The sequence below is a fragment of the Bradyrhizobium sp. SZCCHNRI3043 genome (assembly GCF_032377735.1).
Lineage (GTDB): Bacteria > Pseudomonadota > Alphaproteobacteria > Rhizobiales > Xanthobacteraceae > Bradyrhizobium.
In genome coordinates, this window is record NZ_JAUHID010000011.1 from 82,270 (window position 1) to 105,490 (window position 23,221).

The window sequence follows — 23,221 nt, forward strand, 5'->3', positions numbered from 1 at the left end:
TCACGTCGGTGGGATCAGTTCTGCTGCGGCTCGGCGAGCCACTGGCGGATGATGGCGGCGGCTTCGCCCGGGTTGCGGTCGGCCAGCTCGCCCACCCGGTGGACGGACTGGGCGTGGACCTGGCCCTGGACCTGGGCGACGTCGATCAGGCTGGCGGTCTGCTGGGCGTGAGCGGCTGCCTGGACGGTTTCGTCGGTGAGCGCCGGCAGGCCGCCGCCCAGGGCGGCGACCTCTTCGGTGGCAATGATCTTCTTCACCAGCGGCCGCACCACCATGAACACGACGACAATGCCGAGCAGCATCATCACCGCGAGCTCGATGACGTACATGACGTCATCCTTGGTGAAGTGGAGCATGCCGAGGAAGCCGGTGGGCTCGTTGATCTGCGGCACCGTGGGAGCGTCGGCGAATTTCAGGTTGACCACCTCGACCTGGTCGCCGCGCTTCTGGTCGAAGCCGATTGCGGAGCGGACCAGCGCGGCGATGCGGTCGAGCTCGTCCTTGCTGCGCTCCTGATAGACCAGCTCGCCCTTTTCGTTCTTGGAGTAGGCGCCGTCGACCAGCACCGCGACCGAGATGCGGTTGACCCGTCCGGCCTCGGTGACCTCCGTCTTGGTGGTCCGGGAGATCTCGTAATTGTTGGTCTCTTCGGTCTTCTTGCTCTGGTCCCGCGGCTGCTGCGGCGGCTGGTTCTGCTGGTTGCCCGGCAGCTCGTTGTTGACCGTAACCTGGCCGTTACTCTCGTTGGTCGCCGACTGCTCTTCGCGGGTCTGGCTCGAGCGCAGCACGCGGCCTTCCGGATCGTAGCGGTCGGAGGTCTGAGTGATGCGGTTGAAGTCGAAGTCGGCGGAGAGCTGGACGCGGGCGCGGCCCGCACCGACGACCGAGGAGACGATGTCCTCGACCTGCTTGCGCATCCGCTTCTCGAAGGCGTTGCGGCGCTCGTCGCCGACCTGCTGGTCGATGTCGGTCTGGGTGCCGTCGGCGAGCAGCTGTCCGGCCTCGTCGACGATCGACACCCGCTGCGGCTTCAGGCCGTTGACGGCGGAAGCGACGAGGTGGCGGATGGCGCGGATCTGCGCCGGCTCGAGGGTGCCGCGCACGCGCACGACGATCGAGGCGGACGGCTCCGGGGTCTCGCGCGAGAACAGCGGCCGCTCCGGCAGGACGAGATGGACGCGTGCCGCCTGGACGCGGTCGATGGCGCGGATGGTGCGGGCGAGCTCGCCCTCGAGCGCGCGGAGATGGTTGATGTTCTGGACGAAGCTCGTGGTGCCCAGCGCGTCCGACTTGTCGAAGATCTCGTAGCCGACGCCACCGCCCTTGGGCAGGCCGCCCTCGGCGAGCTTCATGCGCAGCCGGGTGACCTTGTCCTTCGGCACCAGGATCACGCTGCCTTCATTGCGGATCTCGAAGGCGATGCCCTGCCGCTCCAGATCCTTGATGATGCTGGAGGAGTCTTCCATGGTCAGGTCGGTGAAGAGGGTGGTCATCTGCGGCGCCGTCACGCGCATGATGACGAAACCGAAGAAGCCGATCAGAGCAGCGGTGACTGCGATCATGGCGGTGAGCCGCGCGGCGCCCAAACCCTTCAGAAAGTCCAAGAGACCTTGCAAGCAACTGCCCCATAGTTCGGCATTTCGACGGGTGGCTGCTGAAAGGTGATTTGAGCTTCGCGGGCCTTTACGGCCGGTTGCATAGATCGCGAAATTCAATCCTTAACCTTCACCAACACCCGCATTTCAGGTGGCGATCCGATGTCAGCCGCTGCCCCCGCCATTCGCGGGACGGGTTGCGGAGGTTGAAACGAACCACTGGGCAATTATTGCCTATGGGAAGGTTTCGATATGGTTAACGGTGGTTAAAGGGTCCTAACAAAGTGTAGACATGCAAAAAATCGGCTTGGCAGGGCCAAGCCGATTTTCGAAGAAGTCCAGTCGCGTCGGTAACGATCTATTGGCGATATTGCTGAATTCGGGTGGTGCGCAGGCCGGCCAGACCGTGCTGGTCGATCGAGAACTGCCACGACAGGAATTCGTCGACGGTCAGGGTGTAGCGGCTGCACGCTTCCTCGAGGGATAGCAAGCCGCCGCGAACGGCGGCAACGACTTCCGCCTTCCGGCGAATGACCCACCTCTTGGTGCCTGGGGCAGGCAAATCCGCGATGGTGAGCGGGCTGCCGTCAGGCCCGATGACGTATTTCACCCTCGGGCGATGGGGTTCTGTCATGGCGTACTCACAAACTCTTAACCACTGAACTCACGGTAAGACCCTACGCCGCCTCGCTTAAAATTTGCCTAAGCCAAGGGCGCGAATCCGGCGATGTGCGCGAACGCCGCCACTTCCGGTGGCGAGACGCCCCGGGAGCGGAATCGTGGTAAATGATTGGTTAAGAATTTCCGGCGCTTACGCTGACATGTCGCCGCGGCAGCTGAGCTTGATGTTCAAGCTCAGCTGCAGGCGCATCCGCGGTCTCAGGAGCCGGTTGCGGGCCGTGGGGGCTAGCCGACGATCTGCCGGATCTGGTTGACCGTGTAGGTCTGGCCGCCGATCGTCAGCAATGGCGGCTGCTGGGTCAGGTCGACCGAGGACACCGCGCCCTGGACCTGGGTCTTGATCGCAACCGGATTGCCGTTGGTGGCGTCGGTCGCCACCGTCGTGATCTTGTACTGTCCATCCGGCCATTGCGTGCCGTCATTGCCCTGACCATTCCAGCTGTAGGTCTGGTTGTCACCGGCGTTGGCCGTATATTTGCCGGTGAAGACGGTCTGCCCGGCCTTGTTGATGATGTTGACCGTCAGATTGCAGTTCTTGGGGATGGTGAGGCCCCAGCTCGCCTTTCCACTGGACAGGCTGGTGGTGTCGCCGGCGACGACCGCGGTCTTGCCGACGAAGGCCAGCGCCTGGGTCGCCTGTGCCGTCTGCTGCATCGTGAGCAGCGATGCGAGCTGGTCGTTGGTCTTGAGCTGCTGCTCGACGCCGGCAAACTGCACGAGCTGCTGGGTGAACTGGTTGGTGTCGAGCGGATCCAGCGGATTCTGGTTCTGCAGCTGCGTCGTCAGCAGCGTCAGGAAGGTCTGGAAGTTGCCTGCAATCGTCGAGCCCGCGCTCGAGCCGAGGTTGCTGTTTCCGGATGACGAATTGGTGTTGGTCGTGCCCGAGACTGGCGGGCTTGACGTGATTGCGTCGCCGATTGCCATGGAAGCCTCCTGTTAAACCCTGATATCCACGCCGCCTTGCGCGCCGAACATCCGTCCATAGGACCGGCCGGCGAGCTGGACCGGGACGTTTTCGTCCTCGGTCACGATCAGGCGTTGTGCGTTGCCATTCTGTTGATAATCGCCGCCGTTCTGGCCGGACGAGTTCTGGTCGCGGAGCGAGAACTGCAATCCGCTGTTGTTGCTCTTGAGGCCGGCGTCCTGCAGCGCCTGCTGCAGCTGCGGCGCTGTCTGCTGCAGCATCGCCAGCGTCTCCGGCTTCTCGACCCGCAGATGCGAGGTCACCTGGCCGTTGCGGTCGACGTCGATCCGGACGTCGATGCGGCCGAGCTCTGCCGGATCCAGCCTGATCTCGAAGCGGCTCTTGCCGTTGAGCGCGGAGGCTGCGATCTCGACGGCAAGCCCGTGCAGCGGCACAGCGGCCGCCGTGGCGGCTGTCGCGGTCAGGTTGGCCGAGGTGATCTGGCTGGTCGATGCGGCCGGCGTCGACAGCTGGGGCTGCACGGCGGCCGTGGCCTGTGCGCTCGGGTCGGGCGCCGGCGCGTTGGTCGGGCTGGTCGTCGGCGCGGCGTTGCGATCATGTGAGGCTGGTGCCTGCACGTTGCCATTCGCCTTCCCGTCGCCGGCCTCGACGGAGTCCGGCTTGGCTGCAACAGCGGGCTGTTGGGCGAGGGCGCCATGGCCCGGCTGCTGAGCGGCCTGGACGTCGCCATTGCCCGGTTCGGTGACCTTGCCGGCTGCGCCGTCGGCGAGCCCCGTCTTGGTCTGGGTGCCCGGCTTGCCCGTCGTCTTGGTGCCGCCGGGAACGGCCGCATCGAGCGCGGCGGTGAAGGTCTGATCGGCAGATGCGGCAGCGTCGCCGGAGGCCGCCGCTGCCGTCTCGGGCGCCGCCGCGGCGGATCCGGCTCCGTCGGCATCCTTGGCCGCGCCGGTGGATTTGGCTGCGGCCGCCAGCAGACCTGCTGCGGCATCGACCGAGCCCTGCAGGCCAACACCGGCCGCTCCGACGGGCGCGGTCGCGCCGGGTGCGTTGGATGTGCCGTCGCCGTCCGCCGTGCCATCGCCGGTGGCGGGGTTGGCGAGGGTGATGTCGGGCTGGATGGCGACGGCGACCGGCGTCGGCACGGCCACGGTCTGCTCGGCTATAGCGGTCGTTGCAGCGCTCGCATCCGTGCCGGCCTGATCGCCGTCCTTCTTGTCGCCCGTCTTGCCGTCGCTGGTCTTTCCGTCGGCGGTCCCGGCCGCATCGGTCTTGGTCGGCGTGCCGGTGGTCGCGTCGGCCGTGGTATCGGGACCGCTGGCGTCGGCGCCCGCACTGCTGCCGTCGGCCTTGTCCGCCGGCTTGTCCTGCGACCTGGCCTGGGTGGTGCGATCGGCGTCGCCGGCCCGCGCCGGCTCGCGGCTCGGGGTGGAGGCGCTGCCGGCGCGCGGTGACGGCGACGTGGAGGTGGGCGGCGACGCTGTCGACGGATCCGGAGTCGCGGCGTCGACCAGCGCCGAGAAGCTGTCGGACGGCTGCGGAGCATCCTGACGGGACTGTCTCGGCGCCGTGGTCTTGAGAGCCGTGCCGGCCTGGATGTCTGACGTGACGCTGAACACCTTGGAACCTCTCGCGATGAACTCGACGAAGCAGTTCAGCAAGGAGCGGGCCAAGCCAGTTCTGTCAAAAATAGTCAATAAATTCAAATTCTTATGGAATCGATCGAGGCGTGGATCCCCCGCCGCGTCCTCGCCATTTCTGCCCGGCCGGCAAGATTTGCCGCCGGCATCTGCGACCGGCGCAATTGCTTCGCAGGAAGTGCGCCTATATTAGAGACAGATGCTTTCGTGTTGTTTCCGATCAGGACATCCTGTCGGAGATCGCCGGAAGCAAGCCATCCGCAAAGACGGCGCATGCGAGGCGTTCCCGCGCCGGGAACCCGTTGCCTGACGCCGCGATCGCAGTGACCGGATCATGCTCAACAGTCTCGATCTCGAAGGCCGTCCTGAAGACACCAGGGTCGTCGTCGCCATGTCCGGCGGCGTGGACTCGTCGGTGACGGCCGCGCTGTTGAAGTCGGAAGGCTACGACGTCGTCGGCATCACCCTGCAGCTCTACGATCACGGCGCGGCGACGCACCGCAAGGGCGCGTGCTGCGCCGGCCAGGACATCCACGATGCCCGCAACGTCGCCGAGCGCCTCGGCATCCCGCATTACGTGCTGGACTACGAAGACCGCTTCCGCGAGTCGGTGATCGACAATTTCGCCGCCAGTTACGCTTCGGGCGAGACGCCGGTGCCGTGCATCGAGTGCAACCGCGCCATCAAGTTCGGCGATCTCCTGAAGACCGCGCGCGAGCTCGGCGCCTCCGTGCTCGCCACCGGCCACTACGTCGCCTCGCGCCGGCTGGCGGACGGATCGCGCGCGCTCACTTGCGCGGCGGACAGCGATCGCGACCAGAGCTACTTCCTGTTCGCGACCACGCGCGAGCAGCTCGATTATCTGCGCTTTCCGCTCGGCGACATGACCAAGCCGGAGGTGCGCGAGCTCGCGCGCCGCTTCGGCCTGGAGGTCGCCGACAAGCACGACAGCCAGGACATCTGCTTCGTGCCGACCGGCCGCTACACCGACATCATCGGCAAGCTGCGCCCGAACGCGATGGAGCCGGGCGAGATCGTCGATCTCCAGGGCCGCGTGCTCGGTGTGCATCACGGCATCGCGAACTACACGATCGGTCAGCGCAAGGGCCTCGGCATCGCTGCCGGCGCGCCGCTCTACGTCGTCAAGCTGGACGTCGCCACCCGCCGCGTCGTGGTCGGCCCGCGCGAGGCGCTGCGGACGCATCGCATCACGCTACGCGAGGTCAACTGGATCGGTGACGGCGCGCTCGACGCGGCCGCGCGCGAGGGCCTCGAATTGTTCGTGCGGGTGCGCTCGACGCGGCCGCCGCAGCCGGCCTGGCTGCGCGGTGCGGACGGCCATTACGAGGTCGAGCTCGTCGCCGGCGAAGAGGGCGTCTCGCCCGGCCAGGCCTGCGTGTTCTACGATGCCGCGTCCGGCCGCGCCCGCGTGCTCGGTGGCGGCTTCATCCAGAGCGCTGTTGCGGAAAGCAGCAGCTTGGGCGGCAACGTGATCAGGCCGCAGCGCGTGGCCGAGCCGGTCCGCGGCTGATCAGCATCCATCATTCGGGGCAGGGGCATGGGGGACATCGACCGCGCGGGGGTCGAAAAGGCCTATGAGCGCTGGGCGCCGATCTACGATCTGGTGTTCGGCAAGGTCTTCGATCAGGGCCGCCAATCGACCATCGCGGAAGCCGATCGCATCGGCGGCCGCATTCTCGACGTCGGCGTCGGCACCGGCCTGTCTTTGTCGGACTATGCCCGGACCACGAAGATCTGCGGCGTCGATATCTCCGAGCCGATGCTGCGGCGGGCGCAGGCCCGCGTGCGCGAGCTGAAGCTCTTCAACGTCGAGACGCTTGCGGTGATGGACGCGAAGCATCTCGCTTTTCCCGACAATTTCTTCGACGCGGTGGTCGCGCAATACGTCATCACCGCGGTGCCGGATCCCGAAGCGACGCTCGATGATTTCATCCGTGTGTTGAAGCCCGGCGGCGAGCTGATCCTGGTCAACCACATCGGCGCCGAGAGCGGCCCGCGCCGCCTCTTCGAGCTCGCCTTCGCGCCGATCGCGCGCCGGCTTGGCTGGCGGCCGGAGTTCCCCTGGGCCCGCCTCGTGAACTGGGCCGCGAAGCATGGCGGCGTCACGCTGTCCGAGCGCCGGCCGATGCCGCCGCTCGGACACTTCTCGCTCATTCGCTACCGCAAGGGCTGATCGCCAGATACTCTGGCAGCGCTTTGCCATGCCCTCCGCGCGGAACGCGAGCGCGGGGTTTGCGTTGCCCCGTCATGAGCATCAGGCAATCCTTGTTCCTCTCGTTCGCACTGGCCTCGGCCGCGGCTGCGGCCCACGCCCAGGCGCCCCCGACGCCGGCCACGCCGCCGCAGGCGACCGCGCCGGCGCCCGATGCGAATGCCGCCTGCGCGCCGAACGTTCGCGCGACGGCGACGCCCGACGGCATCACCATCGGCCGCGCCGGCGAGCCGCTCGGCGACAAGCTGGCGAAGACCAACGGCGTGTTGTGTCCGCCGAGCGGGGTCGATCCGGAGATGCACGCGCCGACCCCGGAGGGCGGCACGACGCCGGTGATTCCGCCGCCCGGCAGCCCCGGCGGCAATCCGAACGTGCAGCCGAAGTGAGCCTCTTGTGATCTGCATTGCCGAGCTGCCGCTCTCTCCCGCGCGCGTCGGCCCGTGCCCCTCGGCGAGTGGCGGATACATTCGCAAGGCCTTGGAGAGTCGCCTAGAATCCGCTGGTGCGAAAACCGCTGCGGCCCGCGAGCTTTGCTTGACAGGGGCGGAGACGCCTCCTTATATGCCGCCCGTTCACAAGGCCCGGCGCCCGCTTCGGCTGGTCTTGCCTTGATCGAACACCGTGGCGGGGTAGCTCAGCTGGTTAGAGCACGGGAATCATAATCCTGGGGTCGGGGGTTCGAGTCCCTCCCCCGCTACCACGCGTGACCCACTATTGTAGCGGGCCTCTGGAAACACATCTGCCCCGAGCAATGCTGCCAGCTTTCCCTTGACTTCAATCTCAAAGCCCTCCCGGGGTCCCTTCGGGTGAACCGTGACGCCATGCACGAGGGCCCGGAAATCGTCGATCAGGGTGCCTCGGTCGTCCTCCGCGCTGGCGTGGTACGCCATCGTTTCCGCTAGCGCGCCGACAGTCGCGACATAGCGGTCCAAGGTTGCCGGATGCAGGGCAACAGGGACGGGGGCTTCCTCGAGCGCGGCCAGTTCCGCCTCAACACGCTGTCGTTCCTCCTTCAGCTGGGCGATCCGCTGCCGGGCATCCTCCTCGGAGATGACGTAGCGAATCACAAGGTCGATGTTGCGCTGCCGCTCGCCCTCGATCCGATCGCGCTTCGCCTCCAGTCGCGTGCGCGTTGCGGCCGCGTCTCCGGTAAGCCGCTCTCTTTCACGATTGTAGTTGCGCACGTAGATTTCGATCAGCCGAGGATCCTTCAATCCTCGGCCATGCCGCTTAGGACCAGATTCTCGACGTCCCGAACGTACAAGATCCTGCGGTTCGAACAGCTGCCGCTTTCGCGCGCGGCCGAACAGCGGACCCGGGTCTTAGCAATCGCGCGATTTCCGGGTACGAACCTCCTTCGTGCGCAACAGCGCACGGACGCAACGGCGTAGTGCTCCATGCGCGGCGTCCACACGCATTGCGTTGCGTCGCGCCCAATCCTCAAGCCCAAGGGTCACGCACAATGTTGCTGCGCTGATTGTGGCTCTTGATGTGCAACTCATGCATTGCGACGGTGTACGAGATAAGTGACCTGTTACTTGGAGCGCGAACAAATTCAAACTTGCCACTCACCGCAGTGCCTTCGATGGACGTTAGCACCAATCGATGTCGATCTATTCGGTAGAGCACAGGCGTAGGAGATATCGTTCGCGATCGGCGATAGTGGGCATCGTTCTCAAATTGTAAGGCTTGGCCGCGCATCATAAATTTAGAATGAGGCATATTCGACTTGATGAAACTGATTGAGGTCAAGTCAACCATTCAAGACCGGTAAGCGGGCGCTGTGCCATTTCGAAAGAATGCGATCAGGCACCTCGGAGGCCGTTCCTGATCGGTCGACGGGGAGGCGCTTCGCGTCGATTGGGACGAACCCGATCGAAATGAAAGCCAGTAGCACCGTTGATCCAGATCAATAGCAGTCGGCTGTAACGGCGCGATCTTTTTACAAAAGAGGTGCACCATGTCCGTGCAGTCGCCTTTGACTGACTCACCGGGACCTTCGAGCCGAGACGAACGCACTCGCCAGATCGATTCAGCAGCCTGGGCGGTGTTCTTCATCTGGGTCGGTGTCGTCATGCTCGCCGACCTGCCCTGGGCTTGGTTCCTTGTAGGAGTCGGCGTCCTCATTGTAGGCGCGCAGATCGTGCGACAGCAACGGGGCCTGAAGGTCGAGATGTTTGGTGTAATCGTGGGGCTCATCATGCTCGCGGCCGGCATCTGGGATCTTGTTGCTCTGCCCTTGCCGCTTATGCCCATTATCTTGATCGTGCTCGGCGGCTATCTGCTTTGGAAGACGCTTTCGCGAAGGGCTGAATCTTCGTAGGCGCGTGGTAGTGCGCGGCGCAGGGAGGCCGGGATGACTTGGATGGAATGGTCTCATCATCACTGACGCCGGCACGTGCGATCGCACCTACAGCCTTCCCGTCCATATCGCAGGTGGACATGTGCTGTCCGGAGGAATGGCCGAGGTTGCTGGCAGTGTCCCTCGCAGCGGTGATCCCAGTCTCGCTGGTCCATCATTCGGTTCAGACGATGAGTGTCCTTTCGCCTACTTCATCTTTGGGTTCAGTCGAGAGTCCGCTAAACCATTGTGGGCGCAAGTTCCAGGCACATTGGGCCGGTCGTGACGATCGGCGTCTCGCACGCGACTATCTATGATACAGGCCGACCAGAGTGGCCTCGGCAAGGGTGACCTTGCGCGCCTCGCGTTCGACGTCGCGGCACGAAGCATTCGCCCGTAGATTCAGATGATCCGCCGAGAGCGCAAGGAGCCGGAAATGATAGTGGTGGACGCCACGTCCCGGCGGAGGACACGGTCCTCCATAGCCAATCTTCCGGAAATCGTTGGCGGCCTGCTTCAGCCCGGGCTTCTGTGCTGCGCCATCCACAAGGCCGGTTTGCGTGGGTGGGATGTCGTAGACCGCCCAATGATGCCAGGTGCCGCTTGGGGCATCGGGATCGTCACAGAGCAGGACATAACTGCGGGTTCCCTCGGGTGCGTTGGCCCACTGCAGGTGCGGGGACAGGTTTTCGCCGTCGCAGGTGAAGCGTCGCGGAATAGTCGATCGGTCGACAAAAGCGCCGGACAGGAGTTCCATGGTTCTCTCCTAGCTTGAGGTGGGGACAGGCGCTGGTGTGCGCAGATATCGCTCGAACCACTGGCTGGCATGGTCGATGACGGTGTTCATTGCGCCCGGCTCTGGAAACAGGTGCGTCGCGCCGGGAATGATTTCCAGTTCCGTTGGCCCACCAAGCCGGGTGAGCGCCTCCTCGTTCAGCTCGATCACGCCGGAGTCGGCGCCGCCCACGATCAGCAGGGTTGGCGCATGGACATGAGACAAGGCCTCGCCAGCCAAATCCGGACGGCCGCCGCGGGAGACTACGGCGGCAATTCGATGAGGCAATTGAGCCGCGGCAACAAGGGCGGCCGCGGCGCCGGTGCTGGCGCCGAACAATCCAACCGGGAGGCCGGCAATCGCCGGTTTAAGGCCTTGAAGCCAGTCGATGGCTGCGACCAGCCGCTTTCCAAGCATTCCGATATTGAAAACGTTCGAGCGGTCATGCTCTTCTTGCTGTGTGAGAAGATCGAATAGCAGCGTCGCAAAGCCGCGCTCATTCAGCCCCTGCGCGACCGCAATGTTCCGGATACTGAATCGGCTTGAGCCGCTGCCGTGTGCAAAGACGACCAGGCCGCGTGCATTTTCCGGCAGGGTCAGCGTTCCTGCCAGCCCGAATGGCGGAATGCGAACGTCGAACGCTTGATCGATCTTCATGACGCATCCGCTCTGGGTCAGCCCTTCTGGATCAGCCCTGGAGGTTTCTGAGTTGGGCCGGAAGATGGGCCATCAATTTCTCGAATTCGCCGGGATCCAGCTTTTCCCATAGCACTTCGTAGATTCCACGCGCGGCCGTGAGGGGATCGATGGGAAATTGCGGCGGAAGCTCTCGGCCAACATGCGCTACAAATTCGTCGATGTGCCGCTCCTTGGTCGGAGTCGCCGCCATATGCCAGCCCTCGTAGTAGATGCCGCGCACGATGATCGGTAGCTGCGCGCCGAGCTTGGCTGCGACCTCCGGCGGCAGACGGTCGCGCAGCGCGTGCAGGACGGCTCGCAACGCATTGTAGGCATGGTGGCGGCTTTCCAGGGCCAACTGCTCATCGATCGCTTTGAGCCAAACATTGGTTTCCTGAACCGAATGATCCAATGCAGTCACACCCGTTGTTGTGCTCATGGTCTCACTCCCAGGACAGAGACAGATGGTCAATTAGTCGCAGCCTGTCCTCGGCCTGCTTTGACCTGCCGCAAAGTTCCCCGAAGGAGGGCAACAAAATGAGCGCCGCCGGGCGTTCTGGACCGGCGGCTAGTTACCTGGTTGAGGGCGTCGGGCCGGGTTGATTTCGCGCAAGGCCGTGCGCGGGCGGCGTGCTCAGATCGGTCGCCTTTTCTGAGGAGCAAGATCATGCAAACCCCGGCTCAAATCGAATTCGAGAATCTGACGCCGTCTCCTGAGCTGCAAGCTGCGATCAGCCAGCACATTTCCGAGCTGGAAAAGCGCTTCGGTCGAGCGACCGCAGGGCGCGTCATCGTGCGAGGCCCTGGCGAGCGTCACAAGACGGGCGGTCAGTACCAGGTAAACATCCGGCTCGTTCTTCCCGACGGGCGCGAAGTCAACGTGGGCCGGACGCCCAAGGAGGATGAAAGGTATGCCGACCCGACCTTTGCAGTGGACGACGCTTTCAAGCGGGCGCGGCGGCAACTGCAGGATCAGGTGCTTGTGATGCACCGCGAGACGAAGCACCACCAAGGAGAGCCGGTTGGCACCGTGCTACGGATCGATCCTAGCGGCGAATTCGGATTCCTCGAGGCGGACGACGGCCACGAGGTTTATTTCAATTGCAACAGTGTTCTGGAAGGCCGCGCGAACATCGCCGTCGGCGCGCGTGTCGGCTATGTCGAGGAGCTCGGAGAAAAGGGGCCTCAGGCCAGCACGGTCAGGCTCCTGAGCAAACACGGCATGCGGACGTAGGTGGTTCCTCATCTCAATTGGTGGTGTGCTCACAATGGACAGTAGCTGGACGCCTCGTACCGCACGGACGCGGAGCGATCGGTTGCGCCTTTTTGCCTTGAATGGCAGCACGGAGCTGGGCGAGCGGATTGCGTCCTCATTGGGCTGCAAGCTGGCGGCCCACGAAGAGCGCAGCTTTGAAGACGGCGAGCACAAGGTCCGGCCACTCGATACGGTTGCCGGGTGCGATGTCTTTGTCGTTCACAGTCTTCATGGAGGTCCGATTGAGAGTCCGAACGACAAGCTTTGTCGTCTGTTGTTCATGATCGGCGCACTGAAAGACGCAGGTGCCACGAGCGTGACCGCAGTCACGCCATATCTTTGCTACGCGCGAAAGGATCGCAGAACGAAAGAGAATGACCCCGTGACGATCCGCTACCTGGCGTCGTTGTTCGAGGCGGTCGGCACGGCCAGGATGGTGACGCTCGATGTGCATAACGAGGCTGCCTTCGAGAATGCATTCCGCTGTCCTTCGATTGCACTCACCACGGCGCCGCTGCTGATCGGAAGGATAAAATCAATCGCCGGCGACAGGCCGATCAGCGTCGTCTCTCCCGATCTCGGTGGTGGCAAGCGGGCCGATCTGTTGCGGGAGGCATTGCAAAAGGCCTTGCAGAGACCCATAGGCAAGGCCTTCGTCGAGAAACATCGCAGCTCCGGCCGGGTGTCCGGCGACCTCTTTGCCGGCGACGTGGCTGATGCGTTCTGCGTCGTCGTCGACGATCTCATCAGCAGTGGCGGAACCCTGGTGCGTGCGGCGAAAGCGGCGCGCGCGCACGGCGCAGGAAGTGTCATTGCGTGCGTCGCTCACGGCCTGTTCATGCCGGGGGCGGAAACGGCACTTGCGGACGCGTCTATCGATCACATTATCGCGACGGACACCGTTCCGCCGTTTCGGCTGCGCCCGGGTCAGGTTCTTGCCAAGCTTGAGGTGATCTCGGCGGCTCCGCTGCTGGCAGAAGCCATCAGACGGCTGCATCAGAACGAGTCGCTGGCCGATTTGATGATGTATCAGGCTTGACGAAGCCTTGCTCGATTCATCGGGCGAGCAGCCGTTCAAGCCACTTTGCATCGGCTTCGGCAAGGGCGAGATAGTGGTGCGCGACGCGGGGCCATTTTTCCGGCGTGCGCGGCCGGGCATCGAGCAAATGCGCGATGGACAAGCGCGCCCGTAGCATCGCGCGACCAACTCGATAAAACAGGAATACGCCGCTTGCCGGATCATCGTGCAGCGTGCGTGCCAGCCCTTGTCGGATCGTGTCGCCGAACCATCGGCTGCCAAGCCGTTCGCATTCCAGGTGCAGAAACGCGATCTCGTCCAGTGCATCGCTGGCCCGCAAACGCGAATTGAACTCGAGACAGTCGATGATCGGATGGGCAGGCGTGAGCCAGATGTGCTCTGGTCTCAGGTCGCCGTGACCATCGACGATAAGCCTTTGCGAGACCCGATCGATGAGGATCCGGGCGTTCTGCTTGAGAAATCGTCTTTGAACGGACGCAACGCGCAAGATCGTGCCGTGCGGCAGGGCGAAGCGTCGATTCAGCAGGACTTGCAAATCGAGGACGGCGGCTTCGTGCAACGAAGCCAAATAGGTCTCTGGGTCGATCAGGACCCGCGAAGCATGCGAATAGAACCCGGCGAGAACGGCTGCGAGCTGGTCGGCATCGGTCTGGCGAGCCGTGCCGTTGCGCAGCATGGCCTCGAGCGTTTCGTCCTCGTTCAGCCGGCGCATGACGACGAGCCAGTCAGCCACCGGACCGGAGCCGCCGATCGCGTACCCCGAAGCAGTCTCGGTCAGCGGAACGACGCCGAGATAGACGTCGGGTGCCAGCCGGTGGTTGAGGCTGGCTTCTGCCAGGCAGGCCGTCCTGCGGCGAGCCAGAGTCGAAAAATCGAGATAGGCAAAACGGACCGGCTTCTTGAGCTTGTAGACCCGCCCGCCATTCATGAAGACCCAGGACATGTGGGTCTCGCGCGTCTGAAGGCGGTCGGGAACGGGAGTGTAGCCCTCGGGGCGGCTCAGGAATGCGACCTTGCCGGAAAGGGCAGAAACGCTGACGTTCTCGGCACCGTCCGTCGTGAGTTCGTTCTGGCGGTCCAGCATGACAATCACTTGCCAAACGAAGACCGAGACAGTTTGACACCGATCAACGATCCCGGGCGCCGGAGCAATAATCTGGCAAAAATTCAAGCGGATCTGCCGACATGTTGTTTCAGGACCGGGAAGACGCCGGCCGTCAGCTGGCAAAAACCTTGCTGAAGTACAAGAGCCGCCATCCCGTGATTCTGGCGTTGCCTCGCGGCGGCGTTCCCGTGGCGGCTGAGGTGGCCGAACGGTTGGAAGCGCCGCTCGATCTGGTTCTGGTGCGCAAGATCGGCGCGCCCATGCAGCCGGAGCTCGCGATCGGGGCGGTGGTGGACGGAGACGATCCGATCATTGTTCGCAATCAGGACGTCATCGATCTGACCGGCGTGAGCGAGAAGACGTTCGACGCCATCTGCGCCGGTGAGCTTGCCGAGATCGACAGGCGGCGCGAACTTTATCTTGGCGGTCGCCTGCGGTCCGACGTCAAAGGGCAGGTCGCGATCATCGTCGACGACGGCATTGCGACGGGGGCGACGACGCTCGCAGCGATCCGCGCGCTGCGAAGACGAGAGCCGAAGGAGTTGGTCCTAGCCGTCCCGGTCGCGCCGCTCGAGACCTTGCAGCGGTTGCACACGGAGGTCGATGCAGTCGTTTGCCTGGACACGCCGCGAGACTTTGGCGCGATCGGCTACTATTATCGTGACTTCGGCCAAGTCAGCGATGACGAGGTCATCGCAACCTTAAAGCGGTTCCCGGCGAAGACGACGACGACACCGGCCTCCTGATCTCGGGGTTGCTCATGAATACGTCGTCAAGCGCGCTCCTGACGGACCTGTACCAACTGAACATGGTGCAGGCGTATCTGGAAGCGGGCCAGACGCAGACCGCCGTCTTCGAATTCTTCGTCCGGAAGCTGCCGCCCCAGCGCAACTTCCTGGTGGCGGCCGGTCTGGAGCAGGCGCTCGAGTTCCTGCGAGGTCTGCGCTTTTCCGACGACGAACTGAGCTGGCTGGTACGAAGCGGCCGGTTCAGCGCGAGCCTGATCCGTTATATCGCGGATTTCCGCTTCAGCGGTGACGTCCACGCCATGCCGGAGGGCACGGTATTTTTCGCCAACGAACCTATCCTCCGCGTCACGGCGCCTCTCCCCGAGGCTCAGCTCGTCGAGACCCGCTTGATCAATCTGTTGCATTTCCAGTCGCTGATCGCGTCCAAGGCCGCCCGCATGGCGCTGCTCGCGCCGAACAAGCTGTTGGTCGATTTCGGGCTGCGCCGGGCTCATGGCGCGGAAGCCGGTCTTTTGGCAGCCCGCGCCAGCTATATCGGGGGCTTTGCCGGGACTGCGACCGTTCTCGCCGAGAAATGCTTTGGAATCCCTTCCTATGGCACGATGGCGCATTCGTTCGTCCAATCGTTCGATGACGAGACGGCAGCGTTTGAAGCTTTTGCGCGGGCAAGACCGAAGGATCTCGTACTGTTGATCGACACCTACGACACGGAGATGGCGGCCAGAAAGGTGGTGGCCTTGGCTCCCCGGCTGCGGGCCCTTGGCATTTCCATCCGTGGAGTACGGATCGACAGCGGTGACCTGGTGGCGCTCTCGAGAAGCGTCCGGCGGATCCTTGATGAGGGCGATCTCGAGGACGTGACCATTTTCGTCAGCGGCGGCATCGACGAAGAAGCACTGTCTTCCTTTGCTTGCGAGGCCGCCCCCATCGACGGTGTCGGGATCGGCACCAGCCTGGCGACATCCTCCGATGCCCCCGCCCTCGACTGCGCCTATAAGCTACAAGAGTATGCAGGCACGCCGCGGCGAAAGCGTTCGACCGGAAAGGCGACTTGGCCGGGCCGCAAGCAGGTGTGGCGTCGCTATGATCCCGACGGCCACATGACATCCGACGTGCTCTCGACGGAAGATGATGTCCGAGAGGGAGAAGCCCTGATCGTCCCTGTCTTGCAACAAGGGCGTCCGGTCACGCATCAGCCCTCGCTCCAGGATATCCGCGCCTACGCCCGGACTCAATTGGGGCGACTGCCGAGAGCCCTTGAGGGACTCCAGGTCGGCTCGTCCTATCCGGTCCATGTGGCGGCACGGCTCCGAGAATTGGCCGCTGTTGTCGACTTGAAGACGAAGTAGGTTGCTGCGGCTAATTCTCGTCATCTGTATCAAGAGCGGAACGCCCGGTGTGCGCCTAGAAGGCGTGGAGAGCGCCTATGCCGGTTCAGAATGCCGAAATTGCCAAGATGTTCGACCAGGCCGCGGAGCTCCTGGAGATCAAGGGCCGTTCTCGCGCGTATCGTAACGCAGCCCGCCTGATCGAGTGCCTGCCCAAGAGCATCACCGGCCTGCTGAAGGCAGGCGAGGATCTCTCCGAGCTACCTGGGATCGGCAAGGACCTCGCGGGCAAGATCGAGGCCATCGTAACGTCGCACAAGTTCGATGTGCTTGACCGGCTCAGGCGCGAGCTGCCGGGGGACCTCGGTGAGATCGCGGCGCTTCCCGGGGCTCGGGCCCAAGCGGGTCAAACTGCTCTACGACAAGCTGGGCGTCCGCTCACTCGAGGATGTGCGACGCGCGATCAGATCGGGGCGACTGCGCGAGCTGAAAGGGGGCGGGGTCAAGAGCGAGCAGAAGCTCTTGCTCAACGAAGCGCCGCATCAGCTTCCCCGCAGAGAGAATCATCAAATCCGGCTGTTGCCGGTCGGGTGATGGTACAGACGGTGTACCTCCAGCTTCGGAAATACGCCCTCCATTCGGGGGACCGACGTTTCGTGCCATAAGCGGACCAACCACTTGCCGCTAGATCGTACGCGCTGTTGATGGACCAGCTGCGGGGGCAGTGACAGTGCAATCAATTGACAAACGGCACCGCCAAGGAGCGCCATTGTTGCTCTGCGAGTTCAGTACGCATTCAACGTAGTCCGCTAGAAGCGATAGTTGATGCCCACGCGAACGATCTGGAGTTTCGTGCTCACCGTATGGTTGGCTACTTGTCCAGGGGGGCCAAATCCGGGTGCGTTATTGAAAGTCGAATAGGAGAAGTTGCCGAGGTCGGCGTAGAGATACTCAGCCTTCGCGGACCAATGGTCTCGGAATGCCCATTCGACGCCACCGCCGGCTGTCCAGCCGACACGGGTGCTGCTGCGGCCGCCGACATGACATTCATTCAAGCCGTTCACGATCGGGCAGCCGTCGGCAAAATCCCACGCAAATCTCTTTGATGCGTCGACATTGGCGATCGCCGCGCCGCCCGTGCCATAGATCATGAATCGGTCAAAGGCCCAGCCAATGCGCCCTCGGACCGTGGCGAACCAATTCATGCCAATGTCGTCGACTGATGCAACCGTTCTCCCCGATACCGGCTCGACAACATTGCCGGTGTTTCGCGACACTTTGCCGTCAATGCCGTTGAAATCGCCCTCGATACCCAAGACCAGGTGCGACCAGCCTCCGGTTGTTGGCTGCCAGTTGCACCCGACCTGTCCGCCACCGGTAATGCCGGTGTGACTAAGGTTCGCCAGACCGGCATTGTTGATTGCCGTTCTTGCAATGCCATTGATGAGATTGGGCGGGAACGGAGGCGCGTCGGTCGTCAGGTTGTGTTTCACCTGGCCCCCGCCGAGGTTCGCGCCGACATAGCATCCCGTCCAACTAAACACGGCGAGCGGCGCAGCGCGGGGCGGGGCCTTCAGCGGCAGATCGGCCGCCGACGCGGCCTGCGCAAATGGAAGGATTGAAACAGCAGAAATGATTGCGACGGATGCGTTACGCATCGTTGCCTCCCACCACCAGACCCGAGCCATGCTATTCGGTGCGCGGGTCCGTGGGCAATAACGTCGGGTTGTTTCATTTATAAGTTTCAACCCAGTGTGATGTTTTAACCACAGGTTGTATGTTGCAAAATATGAAGCTCATCGCGCAGTCTTGGATTGGGGATGCATCGCTCACCTAACAACGCCGAGATGCAGGGAGCCGCAGTCCATTGCTGGGGATCACCGTGGTTTCGGGGGCGCCTATCGCGCCGGCGGCGGGGACTTTGTGGCGTGTGCCGGGGCAACTTTCCCCGCGCTCCCTTTGCTCGGCTCGAGAGGCCTGTCCGCTGATCGGCGGGTTGAGATGATGAGACCGTGTCCGTTTCCACCAGGTCTGGGTTGCTTCTGATGGCTCTGAAAATCATGCTTGCCGGCCTTGCCGTGTTTCCTTTGGTGCAGCTCTGGTTCGGAGGTCCGATCGTCTGGACTGCCCTGCGAACTGGGCGGCTGCTTGGTCGTGGCGCCGTCTACGATCGTGACGTGCAGCCCAAGATGTACTTTTTTGGCTTGGTGTTCTGGCTTTGCATATTTCTCGTTGTGGCAGGGAATAGCGTATTAGTGCTCATGCATGTCGACGATTGGCTGTTCAATTGAACGCCACCTGCGCCATTCCACCGCGCTATCGCGCTTCGCCCTGGAATGGCAGCGAGGGGCCGACAAAAAAACGGCGGCCGGGGGGCCGCCGTTGGAGTCGAGACCACGCGAAGCGCGGCGTGGTGCTCAGGAGGTTCGGAGCTGGACGCGCTGGATGTTGCCGACGATCAGCAAGTAGGCACACGCCGCGACCAGGGCATTGAGGCCGACGAACACCAGCGCGCCGTTGAACGAGCCGGTGGCCGACAGGATGTAGCCGATCACGATCGGGGTGGTGATGCTGGAGAGGTTGCCGAAGGTGTTGAACAGGCCGCCGGAGACGCCGCCGGCTTCCTTCGGCGAGGTGTCGGAGACGACCGCCCAGCCGAGCGCGCCGATACCCTTGCCGAAGAAGGCCAGCGCCATCAGGCCGACCACCAGCGCCTGGCCGTCGACATAGTTGCAGCCGATGATCGCCATCGACAGCAGCATGCCGCCGACGATCGGGATCTTGCGGGCGAGCGTCAGCGATCCCGTCTTGCGTAGGATGGCGTCGGAGATGAAACCGCCGAGCACGCCGCCGATGAAGCCGCACAGCGCCGGCAGGGTGGCGACGAAGCCGGCCTGCAGGATCGACAGGCCGCGCTCCTTGACCAGATAGACCGGGAACCAGGTCAGGAAGAAATAGGTCAGCGTGTTGATGCAGTACTGGCCGATATAGACGCCGAGCATCATGCGGTTCGACAGCAACTGTCCGATGTGCGACCAGGTCGGACCACCGGAGGCGGCCTTGGCGTCTTTCGCGCCCTCCATGTCGACCAGCGCGCCGCCGTCCTTGATGTAGTCGAGCTCGGCCTGGTTGACGCTCGCGTGCTCCTTCGGTCCGTACATGGTCCTGATCCAGATCAGGCCCATGAGGATGCCGAGCGCGCCCATCACGGTGAAGACGTGGCGCCAGCCGAACGCGTGCGCGATCCAGCCCATCAGCGGCGCGAAGATCACGGTCGCGAAATACTGCCCCGAGTTGAAGAAGGCCGACGCCGTGCCGCGTTCGCTGCTCGGAAACCAGGCGGCGACGATGCGGGCATTGGCCGGGAAGCTCGGTGCCTCGGCGAGACCGACCATGAAGCGCAGCGTGAACAGCGCGGTGACGGCGGCGGCGCCGGAGAAGAAGCCGATCCAGCCCTGCATCATGGTGAAGATCGACCAGATCACGATGCTGCAGGCATAGACCCACCGCGAACCGAAGCGATCGAGCAGCCAGCCGCCCGGCACCTGCGCGAGCACATAGGACCAGCCGAAGGCGGAGAACACATAGCCCATCGCCACGGGATCGAGATGCAGCTCCTTGGACAGCGAAGGTCCTGCGATCGACAAGGTCGCGCGGTCGGCATAGTTCACGGTCGTGACCAGGAACAGCATGGTCACGATAAACAGCCGCACGCGCGATCGGCGCAGTTCGGCCGTGGTTACGATTGCGCTCATGCGCGCCACCTCTCTTGTCACGTTCCTCGAGAACTGTCCTAGAGGAGAGGGAGGGCCGCGGTCCAAACCGAAGCCTGTATCGATCGATCCAAATTTTGGATCAATCTCGGGGTCTCCATGCCGGGCAAAGGCTTCTCTCCTGACCATACGCGCAGGAGCCGATCAGGATTGCCCGTCGAGTTTTTCAGATTTCGTGGCGCATTCCGACGGCCGTCGCGGCAACCGCCAGCATGGCGGGCGGATCTCTCCCACCGCGCCTCACGCGCCGGATCGCCTGGATCCCGGCAAATTCGCTGCCGACAAGATGCGAAGCGCAGCGGTCCGTTCCGCCGGTTGGAAGCCGCCCACGGACCAATGGACGTGCGAACCATCTGTGCTTGTATCGGCTGCTACTGCGTGCACAATCGTCGGTGCAAGCGAACAGGAGCCATTGCGCGTGAAGGCCGTCTACACCGAGCTGCATCGCAGCCATGATCCGCAATTCTATCTGGTGCGCGGCGTCGTCAAGCGCACCACCGAGCAGCCCGAGCGGGCGGATCGTCTGCTTGCGGGATTGAAGGCCGGCCATCACGAGTTGGTCGCGCCGATTCATTTCGGCCAGGAAGCTCGCGCGCGCGTGCACAGTCCGGAATACCTCCATTTCCTGGAAGAGGCGTGGGACGCGTGGGCCGCGCTCGGCGATGCCGGTGCGGAGATGATTCCGAACATCCATCCCGTTCGCAATGCCGCCACCTATCCGACGCACATCGTCGGGCGGCTCGGCTGGCACACGACCGACACCTCGGCGCCGATCGGGCCGGGGACGTGGGAAGGCGCCTGCGCCGCGACCGACGTGGCTGCGACCGCGGCGCAACTGCTGCTCGATGGCGAGGATGCGGCGTATGCGCTGTGCCGGCCGCCGGGCCACCATGCCTATCGGGACATGGCCTCGGGCTTCTGCTTCATGAACAACTCCGCCATTGCAGCCGCGCATCTGCGTCAGCGCCACGAGCGGGTCGCCATCCTCGACGTCGACGTCCACCACGGCAACGGCACGCAGGGCATCTTCTATGAGCGGCCCGACGTGCTCACCATCTCGATCCACGCCGACCCCACGCACTACTACCCGTTCGTCTGGGGCTATGCGCATGAGCGCGGCGCCGGCGCGGGCCTTGGCGCCAACCTCAACATTCCGCTGCCGCTGAAGAGCGGCGACGACACCTATCTCAAGGCGTTCGAGACCGCGGCCAAGACGATCCATGCGTTCGCGCCCGGCGCGCTCGTGGTCGCGCTCGGTCTCGATGCCTCCGAGCACGATCCGCTCAAGGGGCTCTCCGTGACGACGCCGGGTTTCCGCCGCATCGGCGGCGCGGTCGCGCGGCTCGGCCTGCCCACGGTGTTCGTGCAGGAGGGGGGCTACCTCTCGGACATTCTCGGGCAGAACCTGACCGCAGTGCTCGGAGGTTTCGAAGCGGCGCGGTAAGCCTTCATCTCCTCCTCGTGATCTCTTCCTGGTGTGCGCCGAGAACGCCATCGCAAATCATTCGCATGGCTGCGCTTGACGTGCGGAGGCGAGCCGCGACGCGGCCGCTTCAGGCTCGACAGTGCGGCCGACTGTCGAAACATTCAGGTCCGATTGCTGCACCATTTAACAAGTGCTAGGCTTTGCGAACTACCCTCGGCTGTAGTCGGCTCGGAGGGACGTGATGAAGCGGCGAATGATCGGCCTGGATACCCTGGTCGCGGGACCCGAAGAGGCGTTGGCCCGGCCGATGGCCAAACTGACCGGGCCGGAGTTCGGCTCTGCAGCCTTGGCCGGCCGGCCATCCCGCCGAAGGCTGCTGGCCTCAGCCGGCCTCGGCGCTGCGGCCGTATCGTTCTCAGCCGGCCCGGCGATCGCGCAACCACGTGACGGCGCAAGCCTCGGCCGGCCGGTGCGCGTCAGCAAGGACCGGCTCGATGCGCTCGCAGCGAAGCTCCACGCCGTCTTCAATGAGCACAATATCTTGCCGCCATTCTCGGCCGAGAAGCACGGGGCGCGGGTCGACGTCGAACTGCGCCGGCTGACGACCTACACGCGCGTCCCCGAGACCGTTGAGCGCGTCAAGGTTAGCGGCCTGCTCGCGCTGCCCGCCGATCACAAGGGCGCACTGCCGGTCGTGTCGTGGCAGCACGGCACCATCCTGTCGTTCGATCAGGTCCCGTCCAATCTCGTCAGACTGGCTGATCCGAACTACGAACCGCGCGACAATGTCGATTCGATCGAGACGTTGTTCAACGTCCAGCGCCTGGTCGGCAACGGCTTTGCATTGATCGCGGCCGACTATCTCGGCAAGGGACCGTATCGCCAGGGGCGAGGCGAGGCCTATGCGGTGAAGGACGCGACCGTGCAGTGCTGCCTGGACGTGCTGAACGCGGGCCTGCTCGCGCTCGATCATCTCGGCCTGCGAAAGACCGAGCTGTTCCTGAACGGCTGGTCGCAGGGTGCCTTGAACACGCAATGGCTCGGCCAGGAGCTGCAGCGGCGGCGCGTCGCGGTGGCGGCGAGCGCAACGCAAAGTCCGTTCAATAATCTTGCGGATTCGATGCGCTATTGGGTGTCGGCCGAACCGGGCAGCGCGTCGACCGACAGCACCTATCCGAAGCAGCCGATTTGGATCACGCCGTGCGTCATCGTCCTCCTGGGCAGCTATCGCCAGTATTACCGGCTCGGCGACCTGTTCAAGACCGCGATCAAGCCGCAACACCTGGCGCTGGCCGAGAAATACTGGGCCGACTACAGCATGGACGAGACGTTCAGCAAGTCGGTGCCGCAGCCCTCGGACCTGCTGGTCGACGGCTTCTTCGAGCGCTTCACCCACGAGACCAACAGCCGCTTCCTCCGCCGCCTGGCCGGCAACAGCTCGACCTATTGGGATTATGACGCCCCGATGCGGTTCTACTACGGCCTTCTCGACGAGGCGCTGCCGCCGAGCCTGGTCAAGATGCCGCTGGCGGCCGACGGCCGCTTTGCGCAAGGCACAGCGGTCACCGGCGCCAGCCATCGCGGCACGTTCTTGGCAAGCCTCTATGGCGGCGGCGACGTCATGGGCGGCGCTTCGACCGTGCTGGACTTCTTCAAGACCAGCTCTTGAGCTTCGGCCATG

At 63.8% G+C, this 23,221-nt stretch carries 23 protein-coding genes, 1 tRNA gene and 1 pseudogene; 15 read left to right on the forward strand and 10 right to left on the reverse strand.

Annotated features, from left to right (window positions below):
* Nucleotides 1-14: 14 nt before the first annotated feature.
* The 4 genes from fliF to QX124_RS21300 all read right to left on the reverse strand — a co-directional run bounded on the left by fliF (nucleotide 15) and on the right by QX124_RS21300 (nucleotide 4,817).
* A complete protein-coding gene (gene fliF / locus QX124_RS21285) occupies nucleotides 15-1,616 on the reverse strand; it encodes a flagellar basal-body MS-ring/collar protein FliF (RefSeq protein WP_315733858.1) in 1,602 nt (533 codons plus the stop codon).
* 337 nt (nucleotides 1,617-1,953) lie between these two features.
* Nucleotides 1,954-2,229 carry a DUF1153 domain-containing protein gene (locus QX124_RS21290; protein ID WP_002714638.1) on the reverse strand — a complete coding sequence of 92 codons (276 nt, stop codon included), beginning with the start codon at nucleotides 2,227-2,229 and terminating at the stop codon, nucleotides 1,954-1,956.
* Between the two features lie 272 nt (nucleotides 2,230-2,501).
* The gene (locus tag QX124_RS21295; protein WP_315733856.1) at nucleotides 2,502-3,200 is read right to left on the reverse strand and encodes a flagellar hook assembly protein FlgD; all 699 of its coding nucleotides are present in this window, start codon (nucleotides 3,198-3,200) and stop codon (nucleotides 2,502-2,504) included.
* A gap of 12 nt (nucleotides 3,201-3,212) precedes the next feature.
* Nucleotides 3,213-4,817: a flagellar hook-length control protein FliK gene (locus QX124_RS21300; protein WP_409997729.1), complete on the reverse strand. Its 1,605-nt coding sequence runs from the start codon at nucleotides 4,815-4,817 to the stop codon at nucleotides 3,213-3,215.
* 355 nt (nucleotides 4,818-5,172) lie between these two features.
* Here QX124_RS21300 and mnmA point away from each other — a divergent pair, with 355 nt between their 5' ends.
* The 6 genes from mnmA (at nucleotide 5,173) to QX124_RS21330 (ending at nucleotide 9,394) form a co-directional block, all read left to right on the forward strand.
* Nucleotides 5,173-6,369, forward strand: a complete 1,197-nt coding sequence (mnmA, locus tag QX124_RS21305) for a tRNA 2-thiouridine(34) synthase MnmA (protein WP_315733852.1) — start codon at nucleotides 5,173-5,175, stop codon at nucleotides 6,367-6,369.
* 27 nt (nucleotides 6,370-6,396) lie between these two features.
* Entirely contained in the window at nucleotides 6,397-7,032 is a 636-nt protein-coding gene (locus tag QX124_RS21310; protein WP_315798181.1) for a class I SAM-dependent methyltransferase, read from the forward strand.
* Nucleotides 7,033-7,106: 74 nt separating this feature from the next.
* Nucleotides 7,107-7,457 (forward strand): hypothetical protein, encoded by a 351-nt coding sequence (locus QX124_RS21315; RefSeq protein ID WP_315798182.1) that lies wholly within the window; start codon nucleotides 7,107-7,109, stop codon nucleotides 7,455-7,457.
* A gap of 237 nt (nucleotides 7,458-7,694) precedes the next feature.
* Nucleotides 7,695-7,771 (forward strand) — tRNA-Met (locus QX124_RS21320).
* 241 nt (nucleotides 7,772-8,012) lie between these two features.
* Nucleotides 8,013-8,462, forward strand: coding sequence for a hypothetical protein (locus QX124_RS21325; protein ID WP_315798183.1), 450 nt, complete (start codon nucleotides 8,013-8,015; stop codon nucleotides 8,460-8,462).
* Nucleotides 8,463-9,031: 569 nt separating this feature from the next.
* A complete protein-coding gene (locus QX124_RS21330) occupies nucleotides 9,032-9,394 on the forward strand; it encodes a hypothetical protein (RefSeq protein WP_315785461.1) in 363 nt (120 codons plus the stop codon).
* 325 nt (nucleotides 9,395-9,719) lie between these two features.
* Here QX124_RS21330 and QX124_RS21335 read toward each other — a convergent pair whose 3' ends face one another.
* From QX124_RS21335 to QX124_RS21345, 3 genes are read right to left on the reverse strand one after another with little or no spacing between them, the layout of a single operon-like run.
* Nucleotides 9,720-10,169, reverse strand: coding sequence for a YbhB/YbcL family Raf kinase inhibitor-like protein (locus QX124_RS21335; RefSeq protein WP_315798184.1), 450 nt, complete (start codon nucleotides 10,167-10,169; stop codon nucleotides 9,720-9,722).
* A 9-nt stretch (nucleotides 10,170-10,178) separates the two neighbouring features.
* Nucleotides 10,179-10,844, reverse strand: a complete 666-nt coding sequence (locus tag QX124_RS21340; protein ID WP_315798185.1) for a dienelactone hydrolase family protein — start codon at nucleotides 10,842-10,844, stop codon at nucleotides 10,179-10,181.
* Nucleotides 10,845-10,875: 31 nt separating this feature from the next.
* Nucleotides 10,876-11,304, reverse strand: coding sequence for a DUF2267 domain-containing protein (locus tag QX124_RS21345; protein WP_315733835.1), 429 nt, complete (start codon nucleotides 11,302-11,304; stop codon nucleotides 10,876-10,878).
* 228 nt (nucleotides 11,305-11,532) lie between these two features.
* Between QX124_RS21345 and QX124_RS21350 the strand changes: the two genes are divergently transcribed.
* Together QX124_RS21350 and QX124_RS21355 are read left to right on the forward strand one after the other, a co-directional pair.
* Nucleotides 11,533-12,099, forward strand: a complete 567-nt coding sequence (locus QX124_RS21350; RefSeq protein WP_315778083.1) for an HPF/RaiA family ribosome-associated protein — start codon at nucleotides 11,533-11,535, stop codon at nucleotides 12,097-12,099.
* An 82-nt stretch (nucleotides 12,100-12,181) separates the two neighbouring features.
* A complete protein-coding gene (locus QX124_RS21355) occupies nucleotides 12,182-13,159 on the forward strand; it encodes a ribose-phosphate diphosphokinase (RefSeq protein WP_315798186.1) in 978 nt (325 codons plus the stop codon).
* 16 nt (nucleotides 13,160-13,175) lie between these two features.
* On the opposite strand, the gene QX124_RS21360 is transcribed toward QX124_RS21355, so the two are convergent.
* The gene (locus QX124_RS21360) at nucleotides 13,176-14,243 is read right to left on the reverse strand and encodes a hypothetical protein (protein WP_315798187.1); all 1,068 of its coding nucleotides are present in this window, start codon (nucleotides 14,241-14,243) and stop codon (nucleotides 13,176-13,178) included.
* A gap of 101 nt (nucleotides 14,244-14,344) precedes the next feature.
* Here QX124_RS21360 and QX124_RS21365 point away from each other — a divergent pair, with 101 nt between their 5' ends.
* From QX124_RS21365 to QX124_RS31915, 4 genes and pseudogenes are all read left to right on the forward strand, one after another.
* A complete protein-coding gene (locus QX124_RS21365; RefSeq protein ID WP_315733827.1) occupies nucleotides 14,345-15,010 on the forward strand; it encodes a phosphoribosyltransferase in 666 nt (221 codons plus the stop codon).
* Between the two features lie 14 nt (nucleotides 15,011-15,024).
* Complete coding sequence (locus tag QX124_RS21370) at nucleotides 15,025-16,362, forward strand: nicotinate phosphoribosyltransferase (RefSeq protein ID WP_315798188.1); 1,338 nt, start codon at nucleotides 15,025-15,027, stop codon at nucleotides 16,360-16,362.
* Between the two features lie 77 nt (nucleotides 16,363-16,439).
* Nucleotides 16,440-16,640 (forward strand): annotated as a pseudogene (locus tag QX124_RS31910) (DNA polymerase III); the annotation flags it as partial.
* Nucleotides 16,641-16,665: 25 nt separating this feature from the next.
* Complete coding sequence (locus QX124_RS31915; RefSeq protein WP_409997730.1) at nucleotides 16,666-16,935, forward strand: helix-hairpin-helix domain-containing protein; 270 nt, start codon at nucleotides 16,666-16,668, stop codon at nucleotides 16,933-16,935.
* Between the two features lie 215 nt (nucleotides 16,936-17,150).
* Here the strand turns inward: QX124_RS31915 and QX124_RS21380 are convergent, their stop codons facing one another.
* The gene (locus tag QX124_RS21380) at nucleotides 17,151-17,999 is read right to left on the reverse strand and encodes an outer membrane protein (RefSeq protein WP_315798190.1); all 849 of its coding nucleotides are present in this window, start codon (nucleotides 17,997-17,999) and stop codon (nucleotides 17,151-17,153) included.
* A 387-nt stretch (nucleotides 18,000-18,386) separates the two neighbouring features.
* On the opposite strand from QX124_RS21380, the gene QX124_RS21385 reads away from it, so the two are divergent.
* A complete protein-coding gene (locus QX124_RS21385) occupies nucleotides 18,387-18,632 on the forward strand; it encodes a hypothetical protein (RefSeq protein WP_315798191.1) in 246 nt (81 codons plus the stop codon).
* A gap of 126 nt (nucleotides 18,633-18,758) precedes the next feature.
* Here QX124_RS21385 and QX124_RS21390 read toward each other — a convergent pair whose 3' ends face one another.
* Nucleotides 18,759-20,096 (reverse strand): MFS transporter, encoded by a 1,338-nt coding sequence (locus QX124_RS21390; protein ID WP_315798192.1) that lies wholly within the window; start codon nucleotides 20,094-20,096, stop codon nucleotides 18,759-18,761.
* Between the two features lie 436 nt (nucleotides 20,097-20,532).
* Between QX124_RS21390 and QX124_RS21395 the strand changes: the two genes are divergently transcribed.
* Nucleotides 20,533-21,558, forward strand: coding sequence for a histone deacetylase family protein (locus QX124_RS21395; RefSeq protein WP_315778091.1), 1,026 nt, complete (start codon nucleotides 20,533-20,535; stop codon nucleotides 21,556-21,558).
* 223 nt (nucleotides 21,559-21,781) lie between these two features.
* Nucleotides 21,782-23,209, forward strand: coding sequence for a lysophospholipase (locus QX124_RS21400; protein ID WP_315798193.1), 1,428 nt, complete (start codon nucleotides 21,782-21,784; stop codon nucleotides 23,207-23,209).
* The last annotated feature ends 12 nt before the right edge of the window (nucleotides 23,210-23,221 follow it).